Raw genomic sequence first — 16,819 nt, 5'->3', positions numbered from 1 at the left:
GTTTTACTAAATTTTTTATTAAATATCTGCTAGCGCTTTAATATGGGCCACCACACTGCGGCCCAAAGCAGAGAGGTTATAACCACCCTCTAAGCAGCTCACAATGCGTCCTTGCGCATACTCATTAGCAATCTCTTTTAAACGTTTGGTAATCCAGACATAGTCATCCTCCACCAAGCCCATCTGACCTAAATCATCTTCGCGATGGGCATCAAACCCTGCTGAAATAATCACGAGCTCAGGCTCAAAATTACGCAAAGCTGGCAGCCATTGCTCTTCCACAATGGAGCGCACCACATCGCCCCGAGTTGCAGCAGGCAAAGGTACGTTGACCATATTGTTAGCATGATCAAGGCCGCTATAGGGATAAAAAGGATGTTGAAAAAAGCTGCACATCAAGACATTGGGGTCATTGAAAAAAGCAGCTTCAGTACCGTTCCCATGATGGACATCAAAATCAACGATGGCGACACGCTCAATGCCGTATGTTTCCATTGCATATCGCGCAGCAATCGCCACGTTATCAAATAAACAAAATCCCATAGAACGCGTTGGTTCCGCATGATGTCCTGGCGGTCTTACAGCACAAAATACGTTCTCAACCTCACCCTTCATCACAGCATCTACACCTGCAATAGCAGCGCCTGCAGCTCTGAGTGAAGCTCTGTAAGTATGGGGATTCATAATGGTGTCACCATCGAGCATGAAATACCCGCTCTCTGGGGCACGATCTCGAACAAAAGAAACGTGGTCAGGACTATGGACCAATTCCAATTGGTCTTCAGTGGCCAATGGCGCATCTAAATGATGCAAAAATTGATCAACACCGCTGCGAATCAGTTGATCATTGATCGCCTGAATTCTCTCTGGACACTCTGGATGATGGCTTCCCATCTCATGTTTCAGAAAGTCTGGATGAGTTATGTATCCTGTTGTCATTACTCGAAATCCTCAATAGCAAATTTGTAATTTTTATAATCTAATTAAACGTGCTCAACATTCGAAAATCCAATACCAATAAAAATACCTTAAGCATGAACTTTCGCGTCTCCTACCTACTGCTTGCTCTTGCGTTAGCAGGGTGCTCTAGCACCCCCACACAGCCAACCCAATCACAACAGCCCATCGTAAACCAGACTGACGATGCCGCTACCGAGGCGCGTTTTAGCCAGAACCTCAACGAACTCCTTACCCAGGTCTCCCAAAACCAAGAAATCCCACTCCCAGCCCTAGAAATGGGCTTCCTAGATGCTAAAACGGTTCCCTCAATTCGGAAATTGGTATTACCCCCATCGGATACATTTAAGAAGAACTGGCTGGCTTATCGCAAACGCTTTATTGAGCCCGTACGCCTTAAGGCTGGCAGGGTCTTTTGGGACCAAAATCAAGCGTTTTTGAGCCAAGTTGAGCAAGAATCAGGGGTGCCAGCTGAGATTATTGTGGCCATTATTGGCATCGAAACCATCTATGGACGCCAAACTGGCAATTTCAGGGTGAAAGACGTTCTATCTACCCTCGCCTTTAGTTACCCAGATACCCCTAATAAACCAGCACGTGAGCAACTCTTCAAGGACCAACTCAAAGAACTCATTCTGATGTGCTGGACTGGGGCGGGTGGCAAGCTGCCCTCCAAAAATAGTAGTCAAGGTATCAATAGCGCACGTTTTAGTGCCTGCCTAAATCAGAATAGCTCCTATGCTGGCGCCATTGGTCTGCCACAGTTCATGCCTAGCAGTATTCGCAGCTTTGCGGTCGATGGTGACGGCGATGGTCAAATTGATTTAAAGCAAAGCCCTAAGGACGCTATTGCGAGTGTTGCCAACTTCATGAAAAAACATGGCTGGCAACCCGGTATGCCGATTTCACTTCCAGTTCAAGAAAATGGCATCAGTGCTGCCAAAGCATTGGCTGATGGTGAACCGCAGTTGAAATTTACTGTACAAGAGCTCATTGAAAAAGGAATCTTGACTCAGCAACAAGGTGATCTACAAAGTGGTGGTGTAGAGCCACAAAGCAAAGCTTTCATCGTTGACCTACCGTATCCAGATAAAGATGGTGTAGACCAAGTGCAATATTTTGTTGGCTTAAATAATTTTCTGACGATAGTGCAATACAACCGCAGTTATTTCTATGCGCAAAGTGTTGCTGAGTTTGCCCAAGCCCTAGGATATAAAAACCAAAGTGTTGTGCCAGTAGAAAACCCAAGCAAAGCTGGTGGCTCAAAGGCGACTACTGAAAAGTCTAAACCCAAGAAATCCAGCACAAAGAAAAAAGCAAAGTCTTAAGCTGGAAAAACGCCAGTAGATAGGTAGCGGTCACCACGGTCGCAGACAATAAAGACGATCGTGGCATTTTCAACTTGACGGGCAATGCGCAAAGCCACTACCAAGGCACCTCCAGCAGAAATGCCGCAGAAAATACCTTCTTCTGCTGCCAAGCGACGCGCCATCTCCTCTGCATCTGCCTGGGAGACATACTCAATCAGGTCTACCTTATCGCCTTGATAAATCTTGGGCAGGTACTCGGGTGCCCACTTCCGAATACCAGGGATCTGTGAGCCCTCTTCTGGTTGTGCACCAATAATCTGAATCGCAGGATTCATAGACTTCAGATAAGTGGAGACTCCCGTAATGGTTCCAGTTGTACCCATGGCGGATATGAAATGCGTAATCTGCCCATCAGTGTCTCGCCAAATCTCTGGTCCAGTAGTTTCTATATGTGCTCTAGGATTGTCAGGATTGGCAAATTGATCGAGCAATCTACCGCGTCCCTCTCTTTGTAACTGCAAGGCGTAATCTCTGGCAAATTCCATGCCACCAGAAGCTGCGGTCAATATTAATTCAGCGCCGTAAGCCGCCATGCTTTGACGACGTTCAATACTTTGATTTTCTGGCATTACTAAAATCATTTTGTAACCAAGCATAGCTGCAGTCATTGCCAAAGCAATGCCTGTATTACCGCTAGTTGCCTCAATTAATGTATCGCCCGGTTTAATCTCACCGCGTTCTTGGGCGCGTGAGATCATCGACAGCGCAGGTCGGTCCTTCACCGACCCGGCTGGATTGTTTCCCTCTAACTTACCTAAAATCACGTTATTGCGATTCTCGTTTTCTAAACCAGGAATACGCTGCAAACGAACTAAAGGCGTATTGCCCACAGTCTGCGAAATAGTAAGGTAGGAAGGTTTGCTCATGAAGCCATTTTAGCCATAAGCCGCCTTACACACGGAAGGGTTTAATTTCTGCGACCTGATCCCGAACGCTCCTGCTGATTGCGAGGACTAGCTTGATTACGAGAATGGCGTCGGCCAGATGCTCCGCCCTCTTTCTTCGTGCGGCCATTGGGCTCCCGAAAAGAGCTCGGTGCTTCAATGGTTAATCCGTTATCGACCATTTTTTCGACTGATTTCATACCAATGCCACGAACCCGCTTCTGCAGATCATTAGCATCCTGAAAATGGCCGCCATCCAAACGTTCAGCAATAATGGTTTTTGCCTTAGCGGGGCCAATACCCTTAATGCTCTCAAGCTCGGTTTGAGTGGCAGTATTGACATTAATGGGCGAAGCGTAAGCCGCCCCAGAACCCAATACCAATACAGATAATGCTAGTGCTACTGCTCTAACTAAAGCCTGAACTCTACCTAAAGTTAAATTTTTTCTCATCTTCTCTCCTGTAGTAAATAAAAAATCCACGGACACAAAGTGCGCGTGGATCGTTTACAACGAGGAGAAACTACTTTTGTTGACTGACTTACAAGGGGTTAGCCAGAAAACCAGCATTGGCCTCCAACCACTCAATATATTTTCCTACGCCCTGCTCTACATTGAGGAAGGGTTCCATATAGCCAGCCGCTCTAAGTTTGGTGAGATCAGCTTGAGTAAAGCACTGGTATTTACCTTTGAGTGCATCCGGAAATGGAATGTACTCAATCGCTTTTTCTTTGACTAGCTCTTGTAGAGTTGCGGGCGCTGCTTTATCAAGCTTACGCATGGAATTAGCTACAGCGTGGGCGACATCATTAAAAGGTTGCGCACGACCACTACCCAAATTAAAGATGCCACTGATTTCTGGATGATCTAAGAAGAATAGGTTTACTTTGACTACATCTTCAACCGATACAAAGTCGCGACTTTGCTCACCAGGCGCATAACCACCGTACTCACCAAACAGCTTTACATGACCATTAACTTTGTATTGGTGATATTGATGAAAGGCAACCGAAGCCATGCGGCCCTTATGTGATTCACGCGGACCATAGACATTGAAGTAACGAAAGCCAACAACCTGTGCCGCATTGGCTTTTTCAGCAAAGCGCTTACGCATGACTTGATCGAATAAGAACTTAGAGTAACCATAAATATTAAGAGGCTTCTCATGCTCACGACTTTCTACAAATACGTCCGAGCCTCCATAAGTTGCAGCAGAAGAAGCATAGAGGAGTTGTACTTTTTGCTCAGTACAGATATCCAATAAATCCATGGTGTAGCGATAGTTGTTCGCCATCATGAAAATACCATCTGTTTCCATGGTGTCGGAGCAAGCTCCTTCATGGAACACAGCCCTAACTTTTCCAAAGCGTCCACTTCTAAATGCTTCTAAAAACTCATCTTTATCGAGGTAATCAATGATATCCAAATCAGCAAGATTGCGATATTTATCTGCAGGACGAAGATCATCTACTGCAATGACATTTTTCTCGCCACGCATATTGAGCGCTTGAACGATGTTTGCTCCAATAAATCCAGCTGCGCCGGTTACGATAATAGTCACTGTAATTCCTCTGAAGTAACGGTAGCAGTTCCCAACTTGCCAACGACGATGCTACCAGCGCGGTTTGCAAGCGCCATGGCTTTTTCTAAAGACCACTTCGCAGCTAATGCCACAGCCAATGTTGCAATCACAGTATCGCCAGCACCAGATACATCAAATACCTCACGTGCCTGCGCTTTAACATGACTCACGCCGGATTCAGTATATAGACTCATTCCATCCTCGGAACGCGTTAGGAGCAGGGCTTGTAAGTCAAGAGACTTTCTAAGATTTTGGGCTTTCTTAGTCAAATCTTCTTCGCTAGTCCACTGACCAACCACTTGACGTAATTCACTACGGTTGGGCGTTAAAACAGTAGCGCCACGATACTTCTCATAGTCTTCGCCCTTAGGGTCAACCAGGATCATTTTGTTTTGTGCTCTAGCCTGCTCAATCATATGAGCTACTTGGCCCAATGCACCTTTGCCGTAATCGGAAAGTATTACTACGTCAGCAGCACCAACGAGCTTTTCAAAACGCTCCAATTTATGAGCAAGCGCTTTTGCACTTGGGGTTTCTTCGAAGTCCAAGCGAATGAGTTGTTGCTGACGAGCAATTACACGGAGTTTCACAATGGTGGGAACATCTGCATCAATTTCTAATTGACTATCCACACCACCGGCTTTTAATAGCTCAACTACACGCTTGCCAGGTTCATCATCACCAACAATACCGAGAATAGTTGCTTTAGCATCGAGCGCAGCTACGTTACGAGCTACGTTAGCAGCGCCACCAAGACGTTCGTCAATCTTGCCTACCTGCACTACTGGCACTGGCGCCTCAGGAGAAATGCGATTGGTATCGCCAAACCAATAGCGATCTAGCATGACATCACCGACTACTAATAAGCGGGCTTTAGAAAACTGTTCGCGATTTGCTTTTTCCATTTGCATCTACTTTAATTATGTCTACCAATGCCATGGTACTCAATACCTAATTCTTGCATAGAAGCTGGCTCATAAAGGTTGCGGCCATCAAAGATCACTGGGCGCTTGAGTTTTTCCATCACTTGCTCAAAATCTGGGCTTCTAAAGGCCTTCCACTCAGTAACAATCACTAGGGCATCGGCATTATCCAATGCACTCATCGGGTCATCGACCATCGACACCTGTTTGAGCCCTGCTGGATTATCTTTAAAATCTACATCTAAGCAGTGCTTGGCTTCTGGCATCGATACGGGATCATGAGCTACTAGGGTAGCCCCGCGTTTAACCAATTCTTGAATAATCACACGACTAGGCGCTTCGCGCATATCGTCGGTATTCGGTTTGAAGGCTAAACCCCACAGTGCAAACTTCATACCCTTGAGGTCTTTACCAAAGCGCTTTTCGATCTTTTCGACCAAGATGTACTTTTGCAATTCATTGACGGCTTCTACAGCATCGAGAATCTTCAGATCCCGACCATGCTCCTTAGCAGTCTTGGATAAGGCAGACACGTCCTTGGGGAAGCAAGAGCCACCATAACCAGTGCCTGAGTACAAAAAGCCATAACCAATGCGTGAGTCTGAACCAATACCTTGACGCACTGCTTCAATATCAGCGCCTACTAAGTCAGCCAAATTGGCTAACTCATTCATAAAGGAGATGCGGGTTGCAAGCATTGCATTGGCTGCGTATTTCGTGAGCTCCGCACTTTTGACATCCATGTAATAGGTGCGTTCATGGTGACGATTAAAGGGGGCGTAGAGCTTACGCATTTGCTCTTTGGCGTGCAATCCTGCGGAGGTACTTTCTGTACCGATCACAATCCGATCTGGGCGCATAAAGTCTTCAACGGCAGCGCCCTCTTTAAGGAACTCAGGGTTAGAGACTACAGAACACAGTTCTGGTGATAGACCTCTTTTTTCTAGCTCTTCAGTGATGGCTGCTTGAACTTTTTCAGCGGTACCCACTGGCACAGTCGATTTATCGACAATCACTTTAGAGGTGGTCATATGGCGGCCAATATTGCGAGCTGCCGCCACGACGTATTGCAAGTCAGCTGAGCCATCTTCATCGGGAGGCGTACCTACTGCAATAAATTGAATTTCACCATGAGCAACTGAGGCAGCAATATCAGTAGAGAACTGCAAACGACCTGCGGCTCTGTTGCGCTCAATCATCTCTTTAAGACCAGGCTCATAAATAGGAACGCCGCCAGAGTTGAGAATCTCAATCTTTCTGGAATCGACATCGACACAAAAGACGTTATTACCCTGCTCAGCTAGGCAAGCACCTGTAACCAAACCTACGTAACCGCTACCGATGATAGTGACTTTCAATTTCTCTCCAAATCTTTACATGGAAGGGCCGCTAGGTGCCGCACCCTCACTCCGTCTCGGGGAGTATGCCTCCCAATGATTACAGCCAGGACATTGCCAATAAAATCTTCTCGCTCTAAATCCGCAATTACCACAAGTGTAGCGAGCTAGACTGGTGGTACGCTGACGCAAAAGATTCAGAATGGACTGTAATTCCAAAAGTCTTTCTGGGCTGGCGCTACCCTCTTCCAATGCAAGGCGCGTTTCAGCCATCTTAGACAAAGCAATCAAAGTCGGCGAATGCTGCATCACATCAGACAACATCGCATTTGCTGCCTGTGGACCCCGAATTTTCATCAGGTGCTTATGCACAATATCGAGCAACTCACCAGTGGCTTGAGTTTTTAACAATTCACAGAGGCGATCTAAACCCTCACTCCCTTTATTAACTGCTGCATGAGCAAGCATCCAACGATCAGCCAACAAATGCATATAAGCGGGGTGAGAACTAGCGATCACACTCCAAGCCTCAATCGCTTGAGCCGGTCGATCCATTGCCATCAAATAATCGCCTTGCAAGATCAAAGCACGCGCATGATTCGGGACAGCCTGCAGAGCGCGCTGGATGGACTGCTCCGCCTCAACCAAGTCTTTGCGACGCAAGGCCTCTTGACCAAGCTCGCAGTGAAATTGAGCAATTTCAGTATGGTGCGATTTACCTTGCAGACCTTCAAGCTCACCTGCAGCAATGATGGCTTTTTTCCAATCATGCTCAATCTGATACATCTCCAACAAGCTCTCTTTTGCAGGCTCAGCATATTTGCCATCACCCACTCGATTTAGGGAGGCTTCTGCGCGGTCAAGCAAACCTGCCCGCAAAAAGTCACGGCCCAACTCATAGGCAGCATGATCACGATCGCGGGGCTTTAAATCATCGCGATTTGCCAGGTGTTGATGAATGCGAATAGCACGCTCCGTCTCACCACGGCGGCGAAATAAATTACCTAATGAGAAATGTAATTCAATAGTCTCTGGATCTAATTGCGCAATTTTGACTAAGGTTTCAATCGCTTGATCAGGTTGCTCGTTGAGCAAAAGACTCAAACCTTTAAAGGTAGAGCGCTGCTGACGCATACGCTCACGTTCATCCATGCGATTTTCAAGACGCAAATCCCAGCGTGCAGCTAACCAACCGATACCAAACATCACCGGCAGTAACAATAACCAAGCGGTAGCTATCTGAATCATTGTGCGCAGAATTTAAATAAAAAAATGGCCCGAATGGACCACTGAGGTTGAGCCTGAATCTTAGGCACCAGAACCCTCTTTGGGGCCCGCCTGCTTCAAAGGCTTGTAATCTACTCGCTCACGCAACTCTTTGCCAGGCTTAAAGTGTGGAACGCGTTTTTCTGGAATCAATACTTTCTCACCAGACTTTGGATTGCGGCCAGTACGCGCAGGACGATGGTGAAGTACAAAACTCCCCACGCCGCGCAGTTCAATGCGCTTACCCTCAGCCAAAGCATGAGTCATTGTATCCAGCAAAGTTTTCACCGCCAACTCTACGTCCCTAGGCAGAAGCTGCGGAAACTGTTCCGCGAGGCTCTCCACTAGTTCGGAGCGGGTGATTGCTTGTTGCTCTTGATCTGTCATGATCTATCAATAAAAAATCGCCGCTCCCCTAATGGAAAGCGGCGATATTGATTTAGCCCTGATTGTCCAATTTTGCTTTTAACAAAGCACCCAAATTGGTTGTGCCAGACTGCGCATCACCTTGGAGCTTGCTCATTGCATCTTGTTGATCAGAGCTGTCTTTTGCTTTGATTGAAAGATTGATAACGCGTGACTTACGATCAATATTAATGATCATTGCAGTAACGCTATCGCCTTCTTTCAATACATTACGTGCATCTTCAACGCGATCTGTTGAGATCTCAGAAGCACGTAAGTAAGCTTCAACTTCATCAGCTAAGTGAATAGTTGCACCCTTAGCATCAACCGCTTTCACAGTACCAGTTACGAGGCTACCCTTGTCGCTGACAGATGTGTAGTTGTTGAATGGGTCACCAGACAATTGCTTAATACCGAGAGAGATACGCTCTTTCTCAACATCAATTGCCAATACAGTGGCTTCAACTTCATCACCTTTTTTGTATTTCTTAACAGCTTCTTCGCCTGGCTCATTCCATGAAATGTCTGAGAGGTGAACTAAACCGTCGATACCGCCAGGCAAACCAATGAACACACCAAAGTCAGTAATAGACTTGATTGCGCCAGTTAACTTATCGCCTTTTTGTTGGGCACGTGAAAACTCTTCCCATGGATTAGCTTTGCACTGTTTAATGCCCAAGCTGATACGACGCTTGTCTTCATCAATGTCCAGAACCATTACTTCAACTTCGGTTCCCAATGCAGTAGCCTTGCTTGGAGCAACGTTCTTGTTAGTCCAGTCCATTTCGGAAACGTGTACCAAACCTTCGATACCAGATTCGATTTCAACGAATGCGCCGTAATCAGTCAGGTTAGTTACTTTGCCGAATAAACGGGTGTTTGGTGGGTAACGACGAGCGATACCAACCCATGGATCATCACCAAGTTGTTTCACGCCAAGTGAAACACGGTTCTTCTCTTGATCAAACTTCAAAATCTTCGCGGTAACTTCTTGACCAACAGTCAACATCTCGCTCGGGTGACGCACGCGACGCCATGCCAAGTCAGTGATGTGCAAGAGGCCATCGATACCACCGAGGTCAACGAACGCGCCGTAATCAGTGATGTTCTTAACGAGGCCAGTAACTACTGCGCCTTCTTTAAGGTTAGACATCAACTTAGCACGCTCTTCACCTTGGCTAGCTTCCACCACTGCACGACGTGACAACACTACGTTGTTACGTTTACGGTCAAGCTTGATAACCTTGAACTCCATCGTCTTACCTTCGTAAGGGCTGGTGTCTTTGATTGGACGTGTATCAACGAGTGATCCAGGCAAGAATGCGCGGATACCGTTAACCATGACAGTCAAGCCGCCTTTAACCTTACCAGTAACAGTACCAGTAACGATCTCAGCTTGCTCAAGCGCTTTTTCCAAGTTCATCCATGATGCCAAGCGTTTCGCTTTATCACGGGAGAGGATGGTGTCGCCATAGCCGTTCTCAAGAGCGTCAATAGCAACAGAAACGAAATCGCCAGGAGCTACTTCAATCTCGCCAGCGTCGTTATGAAATTCTTCAACAGGAATAAACGCTTCAGACTTTAAGCCAGCGTTAACAACGACGAAGTTATGGTCGATGCGAAGAACTTCAGCCGAAATAACTTGGCCGGTCTTCATATTCGATCGGGTTAATGATTCTTCAAATAATTCTGCAAATGATTCAGACATGTGTATTCACTTTGTGCCGCCAGAAGGCCTGACGGGTTAGGTTAAAAAAGTCTTCAAGAAACACGCTAATGAAAAGTTGCGTTGTGGAGTTTCTTAAGACACCAAAAACTACTGCTTACAACTCACTGCTAAAACAACTACAAACTAAGCAATCGCAGATTGATACCAATCCAAAACTGTCTTAACTGCTTGATCTATCGACAAATTCGATGTCTCAAGCACTTTTGCACCATCTGCAACTAACAAGGGTGCGGTACCTCGACTACTGTCTCTAGCATCGCGCTCCTGCAAATCTTGCAGCAAGTCCTCAAGTTTAGCAGAAATTCCCTTAGCTATCAATTGCTTATAGCGACGCTCGGCTCTGGCAGCTGCCGTTGCAGTCAAGAAAACCTTTAAAACGGCGTCTGGGAATATGACACTTGCCATATCCCTGCCATCAGCTACCAGCCCAGGAGATTGACGAAAACTGCGTTGCAGGCCCACCAAAGCGGATCTCACCTGAGGGTGGATGGCTAAAGCGGAGGCCCTTAAACCCATGTTTTCCGTGCGAATAGCATCCGTGACATCCTCGCCATCGAGCAAAATCCGCCCATTTTTGAATAAAATCAATAACTTAGGGACTAAAAGTCCAAGTTCTAGACCATTTTCAACGTTAATTCCCTTTTTTTCGCTAGCTAAAGCCACTAACCGATAGAGGGCGCCACTATCTAAATAATGAAAGCCTAGCTTTTCTGCAACGAGTGAGGCAACCGTACCTTTGCCCGAAGCAGTTGGACCATCAATAGCAATGACTGGGAAAGAGCTCATGAACTTAGTTCACTACCTTTGCAAACTCTGTGAAGTAAGTCGGGAAGGTTTTTGCTACGCAATTAGGGTCATTGATCTTGAGTGCATTTGGGCCAAATGCAGCAAGTGAGAAGCACATGGCCATGCGATGGTCATCATAGGTATCAATACCTTCAATCGGAGACTTCCAATCACCAGGTAATGCAGGGGCTTGCACAACAATATAGTCAGCACCCTCTTCAACGATTGCACCAACTTTTTTCAATTCTTTTGCCATTGCCGCAATGCGATCTGTTTCTTTAACGCGCCAGCTAGCAATATTATTTAAACGTGTTGGGCCTTCTGCAAACAAAGCAGCAACAGCCAAGGTCATCGCAGCATCCGGAATTTCAGTGCAATCAATGGTGATGCCATTAAGCTTGCCATTGGCATTTTTCACACCAGATACTTCGATCCAATCTTCGCCGGCATTTATGTTCGCACCCATCAGCGCAAGTGCATCAGCAAAAGCTACATCACCTTGAATACTATCTCTGCCAACGCCCAATACCTTCACTGGGCCGCCACCTATGGCGCCCAGAGCCAAGAAGTAGGATGCAGAAGAAGCATCGCCCTCAACAGATAACTGACCAGGACTCTTGTACACAGAATCCGAATGTTTTGCAGGAATAATGAATGACTGTTTATCAGGGCAAGCAACCGTCACGCCAAAGCGCGCCATCAGTTTCAAAGTGATATCGATATACGGACGTGAGATGAGTTCTCCAATTACCTCAATACGTACCGGCTCCATCGCAACCAAAGGCAAGGCCATGAGCAATGCAGTTAAAAATTGGCTTGATACATCGCCGCGCACCTTAACCACATCTTGAATTTGAATAGCTGCAGCTGATATTTTAATTGGCGGATAACCTTCTTGTAATTCATAGTCGATCTTTGCGCCCACTTGACGCAAACCATCCACCAAATCCCGTATTGGTCGCTCATGCATGCGGGCAACACCAGATAAACGATAGTTACCACCTTGCATTGCTAAAGCTGCGGTTAATGGACGCATCGCAGTGCCGGCATTACCCATAAAGAGGTCCGCCTCCTGCACCGGGAACCTACCACCACAACCCTCGACTACGCATACTTGATTAGGTTCATCGGTAACGGACAATCCTAATTGACGCAAGGCACTGCGCATGACTTGAGTGTCATCTGCATCTAATAAATTCTTGAGAGTGGTTGTGCCACTGGAAAGGGCTGCAAGTAGCAATGCCCGATTTGAAATACTCTTAGACCCTGGCAAAACAATCGAGCCTTGGGCTCGCTTGAATGGACCAATACTAATATCTGGCAAACCACTCATCAAAGTACATCCAAATCTTGACGCGCTTTACTCGCCTTATTGAATAATTTTTCTAATCCAGGGCCATCGTTCTCAGCAATCAGTTTACGCATGTGACTCACAATCAACAGATACTGATCTAACTCTTTCAGAATTGCAGTGCGATTACCTAAGCAAATGTCGCGCCACATCTCGGGACTTGAAGCTGCAATACGGGTGAAATCTTTAAAGCCAGCACCCACATGACTAAGCTTTTGATCAGCGTCTTCAGAATTCACTACGCTAGCCATTAAGGCATAAGACAAGATATGAGGCAGATGCGAAACCGCTGCATAAATCGCATCATGTTGTACAACACCAATCTTTTTCACCTCAGAACCAACGGATTCCCAAAAACCCGTGATCAAAGCCGTATCTTCTGGTGAGTTTTCCTTCAAAGGACAAATAATGGTTTGCTTACCTTGAAATAAATCTGCCTTAGCCGCACTGGCCCCGTGCTGAGCGCCGCCTGCAATCGGATGAGCCGGCACAAATTGACATGCCTTCTTACCCAACACCTCCTTGGCAGCCAAAATTACATCGCCTTTAGTGCTGCCGGCATCGGTAATCATGGTGCGAGGCTCAAGATGTGGCTCCATCATTTCAAATGCAGCGCGCATTTGCGCTACGGGCACACAAAGTACGATGACATCAGATTGCTTGGCTGCCTCAACCAAATCCACCACACCATCAATCGCACCCATCTTTTGCGCTTGATCTAAATTTTCTTTACTACGACCTACGCCCAAAACTTTTGTCACCACACCCGCCTGCTTGAGTGCCAAACCCAATGAGGCACCAATCAAACCAACACCAACAATGGTGACGGTACCGTAATTACTTGCTGGATTAATGATGGTCATTAGGACAGTATTTCTTTTAAAGCGGCAATGAAGGCTGCATTTTCTTCTGGCAAACCGATCGAGATACGCAACCATTGTGGCAAGCCGTAGTTACCCACTGGGCGAACAATAATGCCGCGCTTAAGTAATTCCAAATTAATGCGAGCACCAGCTTGGTCATCATCACCCACCTTAACGAGCACAAAGTTGCCTGCAGACGTCAGATAGCGTAAGCGTAGTTCATCGAAAGCTTTGGTGAGCTGGGCATAGCCAGCACGATTGAGTTCAAAACCTTGCTGCAAAAATTCTTTGTCCTGAAAGGCTGCAATAGCAGCAGCCTGGGCTAGACTATTCACATTAAACGGCTGACGAATACGATTCAGTAGATCAGTTAAGTGAGGTTGTGCAACCCCATAACCAATGCGCAGACCGGCTAAACCATAAGCCTTGGAGAAACTGCGCGACAAAATCATATTAGGGAAGCGCTTTACCCAAGCAATGGCATCGTAGCGTTGCTCAGGCGTGAGGTACTCGTTATAGGCTTCATCAAGTACAACAACTACATTTGATGGAACTGCAACTAAAAAGTCTTCAATCTCTTTAGCTGTCAAATAACTACCAGTAGGATTATTGGGATTAGCCACAAATACCAACTTTGCCTTGTCGCCAGATGCTTTAATTGCCGCCAACATGGCTGGTAGGTCGTGGCCATAAATATCCGTAGCAGCCACTTCAATTGCCTTGGCGCCAACAGCCTGGGTAGCCAAAGGATAAACAGCAAAAGCGTGCCTTGAGAAGATCACTTCATCGCCCGCTTGTGCCACTGCACGGGCAGCCAATTCCAGAATATCGTTACTGCCATTACCTAAGGTAATCCAGTCTGTTGGCACACCCAATCGATCGGCTAAAACATTCTTTAACTTAAATCCATTGGAATCTGGGTAGCGGCCTAAGTCACCTGCAGCCTTGAGCATTGCATCTTGTGCGGACTTTGGCATGCCTAATGGATTTTCATTGGAGGCTAGCTTCACAATTTTATTTTCATCAAGGCCATACTCACGCGCAACTTCGCTGATAGGGCGACCACCAACATAAGGGGCGATCGCATGAATATGTTTTAAGCCAATCTTAGAAGTCATTCGAGCTTTACTAATTTATTTACTAATACACAGTTAGTTACAGTTAATCTTGGATTAGGTAGAGTGAGGATACGAGCCAAGGTTCTTATAGAAAGCTGCAACCCCTTTTAACTCTTCAAGCGCCTTCACCACTTTCGCATCATCTGCATGACCAGCAATGTCAATATAGAAGTGATATTCCCAAGTACCTTTGCGTGCAGGACGAGATTCGAAGCGATTCATAGAGACGCCATGCTTTGCCAAAGGAGCCAATAAACGATGGACGGCACCAGGCTGGTTATCAACAGAGAGCACCAAAGAGGTCTGATCTTTACCGGTTGGCTGGCAGGCGTAGTTACCGACCACAACAAAACGGGTGCGATTATGCGGATCATCCTGAATCTGTGCAGCCACTGCTTGCAAGCCATAAGCTTCTTGAGCGGGATCACCAGCAATTGCAGCCAGAGTAGGATCACTTGCCGCCATGCGAGCTGCTTCCGCATTACTACTCACCGCTTGACGCTTGAGTTGTGGAGCGTGCACGCTTAACCATTGCTGGCACTGCGCCAATGCTTGAGCATGAGCGCAAACGGTGGTTACACCATCCAAGTTACCGCTCTTAGTCAACAAGTGATGACGAATTGGCAATACGACTTCGCCGCTAATACGCATAGAAGAGTCGAGCAATAAATCCAATGTGCGAGAAATCGCACCTTCACTAGAATTCTCAACAGGCACTACGCCAAATTGTGCCGCGCCCTTCTCTACTGCTTTAAAAACCTCATCCAAACTGGCACAAGGCAATCCAGCGATGGAATGACCAAAATACGTTTGAGCTGCTTGCTCAGAAAATGTTCCTACTGGGCCAAGGTAAGCAATGGTTTGGCGAGCTTCCAGGGCCCTACATGCAGACATGACTTCACGCCAAATTGCAGCAATGCCATCTGGCAACAACGGGCCTTTATTAATCTCTTGAAGGCGTGCTACAACTTGGCGCTCACGCTCAGGACGAAATACTGGTGATGCGAAGCCGCCTTTAACATGGCCTACTTCTTGTGCAGCTTGTGCACGCTGGGTGAGCAAATCCAAGATCTGCGCATCGAGGGTGTCAATTTTTTCCCGCAAGGGCGCTAAGCGCTGTTCTTCAGTACTCATTAAGCCCGCCTTTCAAAGTCGCGCATAAATTCAACTAAGGCTTTTACACCCTCAATAGGCATTGCGTTATAGATGCTGGCACGCATACCGCCTGCAGCTTTATGGCCACGCAAGGCAACCAAGCCGGCGGCGTTTGATTGCGCCAAAAACTCTGCATTCAGGTTCTCATCTTTTAAGAAGAAAGTCACGTTCATACGTGAGCGATATTCCTTGGTGACACGATTCTCATACAAGCTGCTTTGATCTAAAAAGTTATAAAGTAAATCCGCTTTTTCTTGATTACGCTTTGCAATGGCTTTCACTCCGCCTTGCTTAAGCAGCCACTTAAAGCCTAGGCCAGCCATATAAATCGAAAACGTCGGCGGCGTATTGATCATCGACTGAGTATTGGCCTGCACAGCCCAATCCCAAATCGTGGGAGTAATGCCCATGCTGTGACCAATTAAATCCTTGCGCACAATCACAATCGTCACGCCAGAGGGGCCGATATTCTTTTGCGCACCGCCAAACCAAACGGCGCACTTGTTCACATCCATTTCTTTAGAAAGAATATTGCTAGAGATATCCGCAACTAGTGGAATATCACCAACGTCTGGCACATCTGGGAATTCAACACCGCCAATCGTTTCATTGGCACAGTAGAGAACGTAAGCAGCATCACCAGATAACTTCCAAGTTGATCTTGCCGGAATGGTATTGAATTTTTCTGCGGCTGAAGAGGCAGCTAAATTTGCAGTGCCATACTTCTGCGCTTCTTTATAGGATTTTTCTGACCACACGCCAGTAACGATGTAATCCGCCTTCGGTTCGCTCTTGGCCAAAGGCATTAGGTTCATGGGGATGGCTGCATTTTGCCCAAGACCACCGCCTTGCAACAGCAAAATTTCATAATTATCAGGAATATTCATGAGGGTGCGCAAATCTTGCACCACCTCCTCATACACTTCCATAAACTCTTTGCTGCGATGACTGATTTCCATCACGCTTGTACCAAGTCCACGCCAATTGAGCATTTCATCGGCAGCCTGCTTCAGCACCTCTTCAGGCAAGGTAGCAGGCCCCGCAGCGAAATTGAAAATGCGGCGGTCAAAAGTCATGATGTGTCTAGCCTAAAG

At 46.6% G+C, this 16,819-nt stretch carries 15 protein-coding genes and 1 pseudogene; 1 reads left to right on the top strand and 15 read right to left on the bottom strand.

The genetic code is table 11. The features are described from left to right. Positions 1–18 precede the first annotated feature (18 nt). Positions 19–939 carry a histone deacetylase family protein gene (locus ICN40_RS08910; RefSeq protein ID WP_072583659.1) on the bottom strand — a complete coding sequence of 307 codons (921 nt, stop codon included), beginning with the start codon at positions 937–939 and terminating at the stop codon, positions 19–21. A 95-nt stretch (positions 940–1,034) separates the two neighbouring features. Here ICN40_RS08910 and ICN40_RS08905 point away from each other — a divergent pair, with 95 nt between their 5' ends. Further along, the gene (locus ICN40_RS08905; RefSeq protein ID WP_216243505.1) at positions 1,035–2,285 is read left to right on the top strand and encodes a lytic transglycosylase domain-containing protein; all 1,251 of its coding nucleotides are present in this window, start codon (positions 1,035–1,037) and stop codon (positions 2,283–2,285) included. Here ICN40_RS08905 and cysM read toward each other — a convergent pair. From cysM to serC, 14 genes and pseudogenes are all read right to left on the bottom strand, one after another. Then, positions 2,282–3,193 (bottom strand): cysteine synthase CysM, encoded by a 912-nt coding sequence (gene cysM, locus ICN40_RS08900; protein WP_215357889.1) that lies wholly within the window; start codon positions 3,191–3,193, stop codon positions 2,282–2,284. The genes ICN40_RS08905 and cysM overlap by 4 nt on opposite strands. Positions 3,194–3,234: 41 nt before the next feature. Continuing rightward, on the bottom strand, positions 3,235–3,663 hold the full coding sequence (locus tag ICN40_RS08895) for a helix-hairpin-helix domain-containing protein (RefSeq protein WP_216243502.1): 429 nt from the start codon (positions 3,661–3,663) through the stop codon (positions 3,235–3,237). Positions 3,664–3,751: 88 nt separating this feature from the next. After that, a complete protein-coding gene (gene rfaD / locus ICN40_RS08890) occupies positions 3,752–4,771 on the bottom strand; it encodes an ADP-glyceromanno-heptose 6-epimerase (RefSeq protein WP_216243500.1) in 1,020 nt (339 codons plus the stop codon). Next, complete coding sequence (gene rfaE1 / locus ICN40_RS08885; protein ID WP_216243498.1) at positions 4,768–5,697, bottom strand: D-glycero-beta-D-manno-heptose-7-phosphate kinase; 930 nt, start codon at positions 5,695–5,697, stop codon at positions 4,768–4,770. The genes rfaD and rfaE1 overlap by 4 nt, the downstream gene beginning before the upstream one ends. An 11-nt stretch (positions 5,698–5,708) precedes the next feature. Then, positions 5,709–7,073 carry a UDP-glucose/GDP-mannose dehydrogenase family protein gene (locus ICN40_RS08880; RefSeq protein ID WP_216243495.1) on the bottom strand — a complete coding sequence of 455 codons (1,365 nt, stop codon included), beginning with the start codon at positions 7,071–7,073 and terminating at the stop codon, positions 5,709–5,711. Positions 7,074–7,088: 15 nt separating this feature from the next. Beyond that, positions 7,089–8,300, bottom strand: coding sequence for a lipopolysaccharide assembly protein LapB (lapB, locus tag ICN40_RS08875; RefSeq protein WP_216243493.1), 1,212 nt, complete (start codon positions 8,298–8,300; stop codon positions 7,089–7,091). A 66-nt stretch (positions 8,301–8,366) separates the two neighbouring features. Then, positions 8,367–8,705 (bottom strand): annotated as a pseudogene (locus ICN40_RS08870) (integration host factor subunit beta); the annotation flags it as partial. A gap of 52 nt (positions 8,706–8,757) precedes the next feature. Continuing rightward, positions 8,758–10,431, bottom strand: coding sequence for a 30S ribosomal protein S1 (gene rpsA, locus ICN40_RS08865; RefSeq protein ID WP_072583667.1), 1,674 nt, complete (start codon positions 10,429–10,431; stop codon positions 8,758–8,760). 144 nt (positions 10,432–10,575) lie between these two features. Beyond that, complete coding sequence (gene cmk, locus ICN40_RS08860; protein ID WP_216243491.1) at positions 10,576–11,238, bottom strand: (d)CMP kinase; 663 nt, start codon at positions 11,236–11,238, stop codon at positions 10,576–10,578. Positions 11,239–11,242: 4 nt separating this feature from the next. Continuing rightward, complete coding sequence (gene aroA, locus ICN40_RS08855; protein ID WP_216243553.1) at positions 11,243–12,562, bottom strand: 3-phosphoshikimate 1-carboxyvinyltransferase; 1,320 nt, start codon at positions 12,560–12,562, stop codon at positions 11,243–11,245. 8 nt (positions 12,563–12,570) lie between these two features. Then, a complete protein-coding gene (locus ICN40_RS08850; protein WP_216243490.1) occupies positions 12,571–13,452 on the bottom strand; it encodes a prephenate dehydrogenase/arogenate dehydrogenase family protein in 882 nt (293 codons plus the stop codon). After that, on the bottom strand, positions 13,452–14,570 hold the full coding sequence (gene hisC / locus ICN40_RS08845; RefSeq protein WP_216243489.1) for a histidinol-phosphate transaminase: 1,119 nt from the start codon (positions 14,568–14,570) through the stop codon (positions 13,452–13,454). Before hisC ends, ICN40_RS08850 begins: the two co-directional genes overlap by 1 nt. 54 nt (positions 14,571–14,624) lie before the next feature. After that, positions 14,625–15,704 carry a prephenate dehydratase gene (gene pheA, locus ICN40_RS08840; RefSeq protein WP_216243488.1) on the bottom strand — a complete coding sequence of 360 codons (1,080 nt, stop codon included), beginning with the start codon at positions 15,702–15,704 and terminating at the stop codon, positions 14,625–14,627. Beyond that, complete coding sequence (serC, locus tag ICN40_RS08835; protein WP_216243487.1) at positions 15,704–16,801, bottom strand: 3-phosphoserine/phosphohydroxythreonine transaminase; 1,098 nt, start codon at positions 16,799–16,801, stop codon at positions 15,704–15,706. Before serC ends, pheA begins: the two co-directional genes overlap by 1 nt. Positions 16,802–16,819: the final 18 nt, after the last annotated feature.

It is taken from the genome of Polynucleobacter sp. Fuers-14, from assembly GCF_018882045.1.
Taxonomy (GTDB): domain Bacteria; phylum Pseudomonadota; class Gammaproteobacteria; order Burkholderiales; family Burkholderiaceae; genus Polynucleobacter.
Note: the sequence above shows the minus strand (reverse complement) of the source record. Positions and strands in the feature narration are given on the sequence as shown.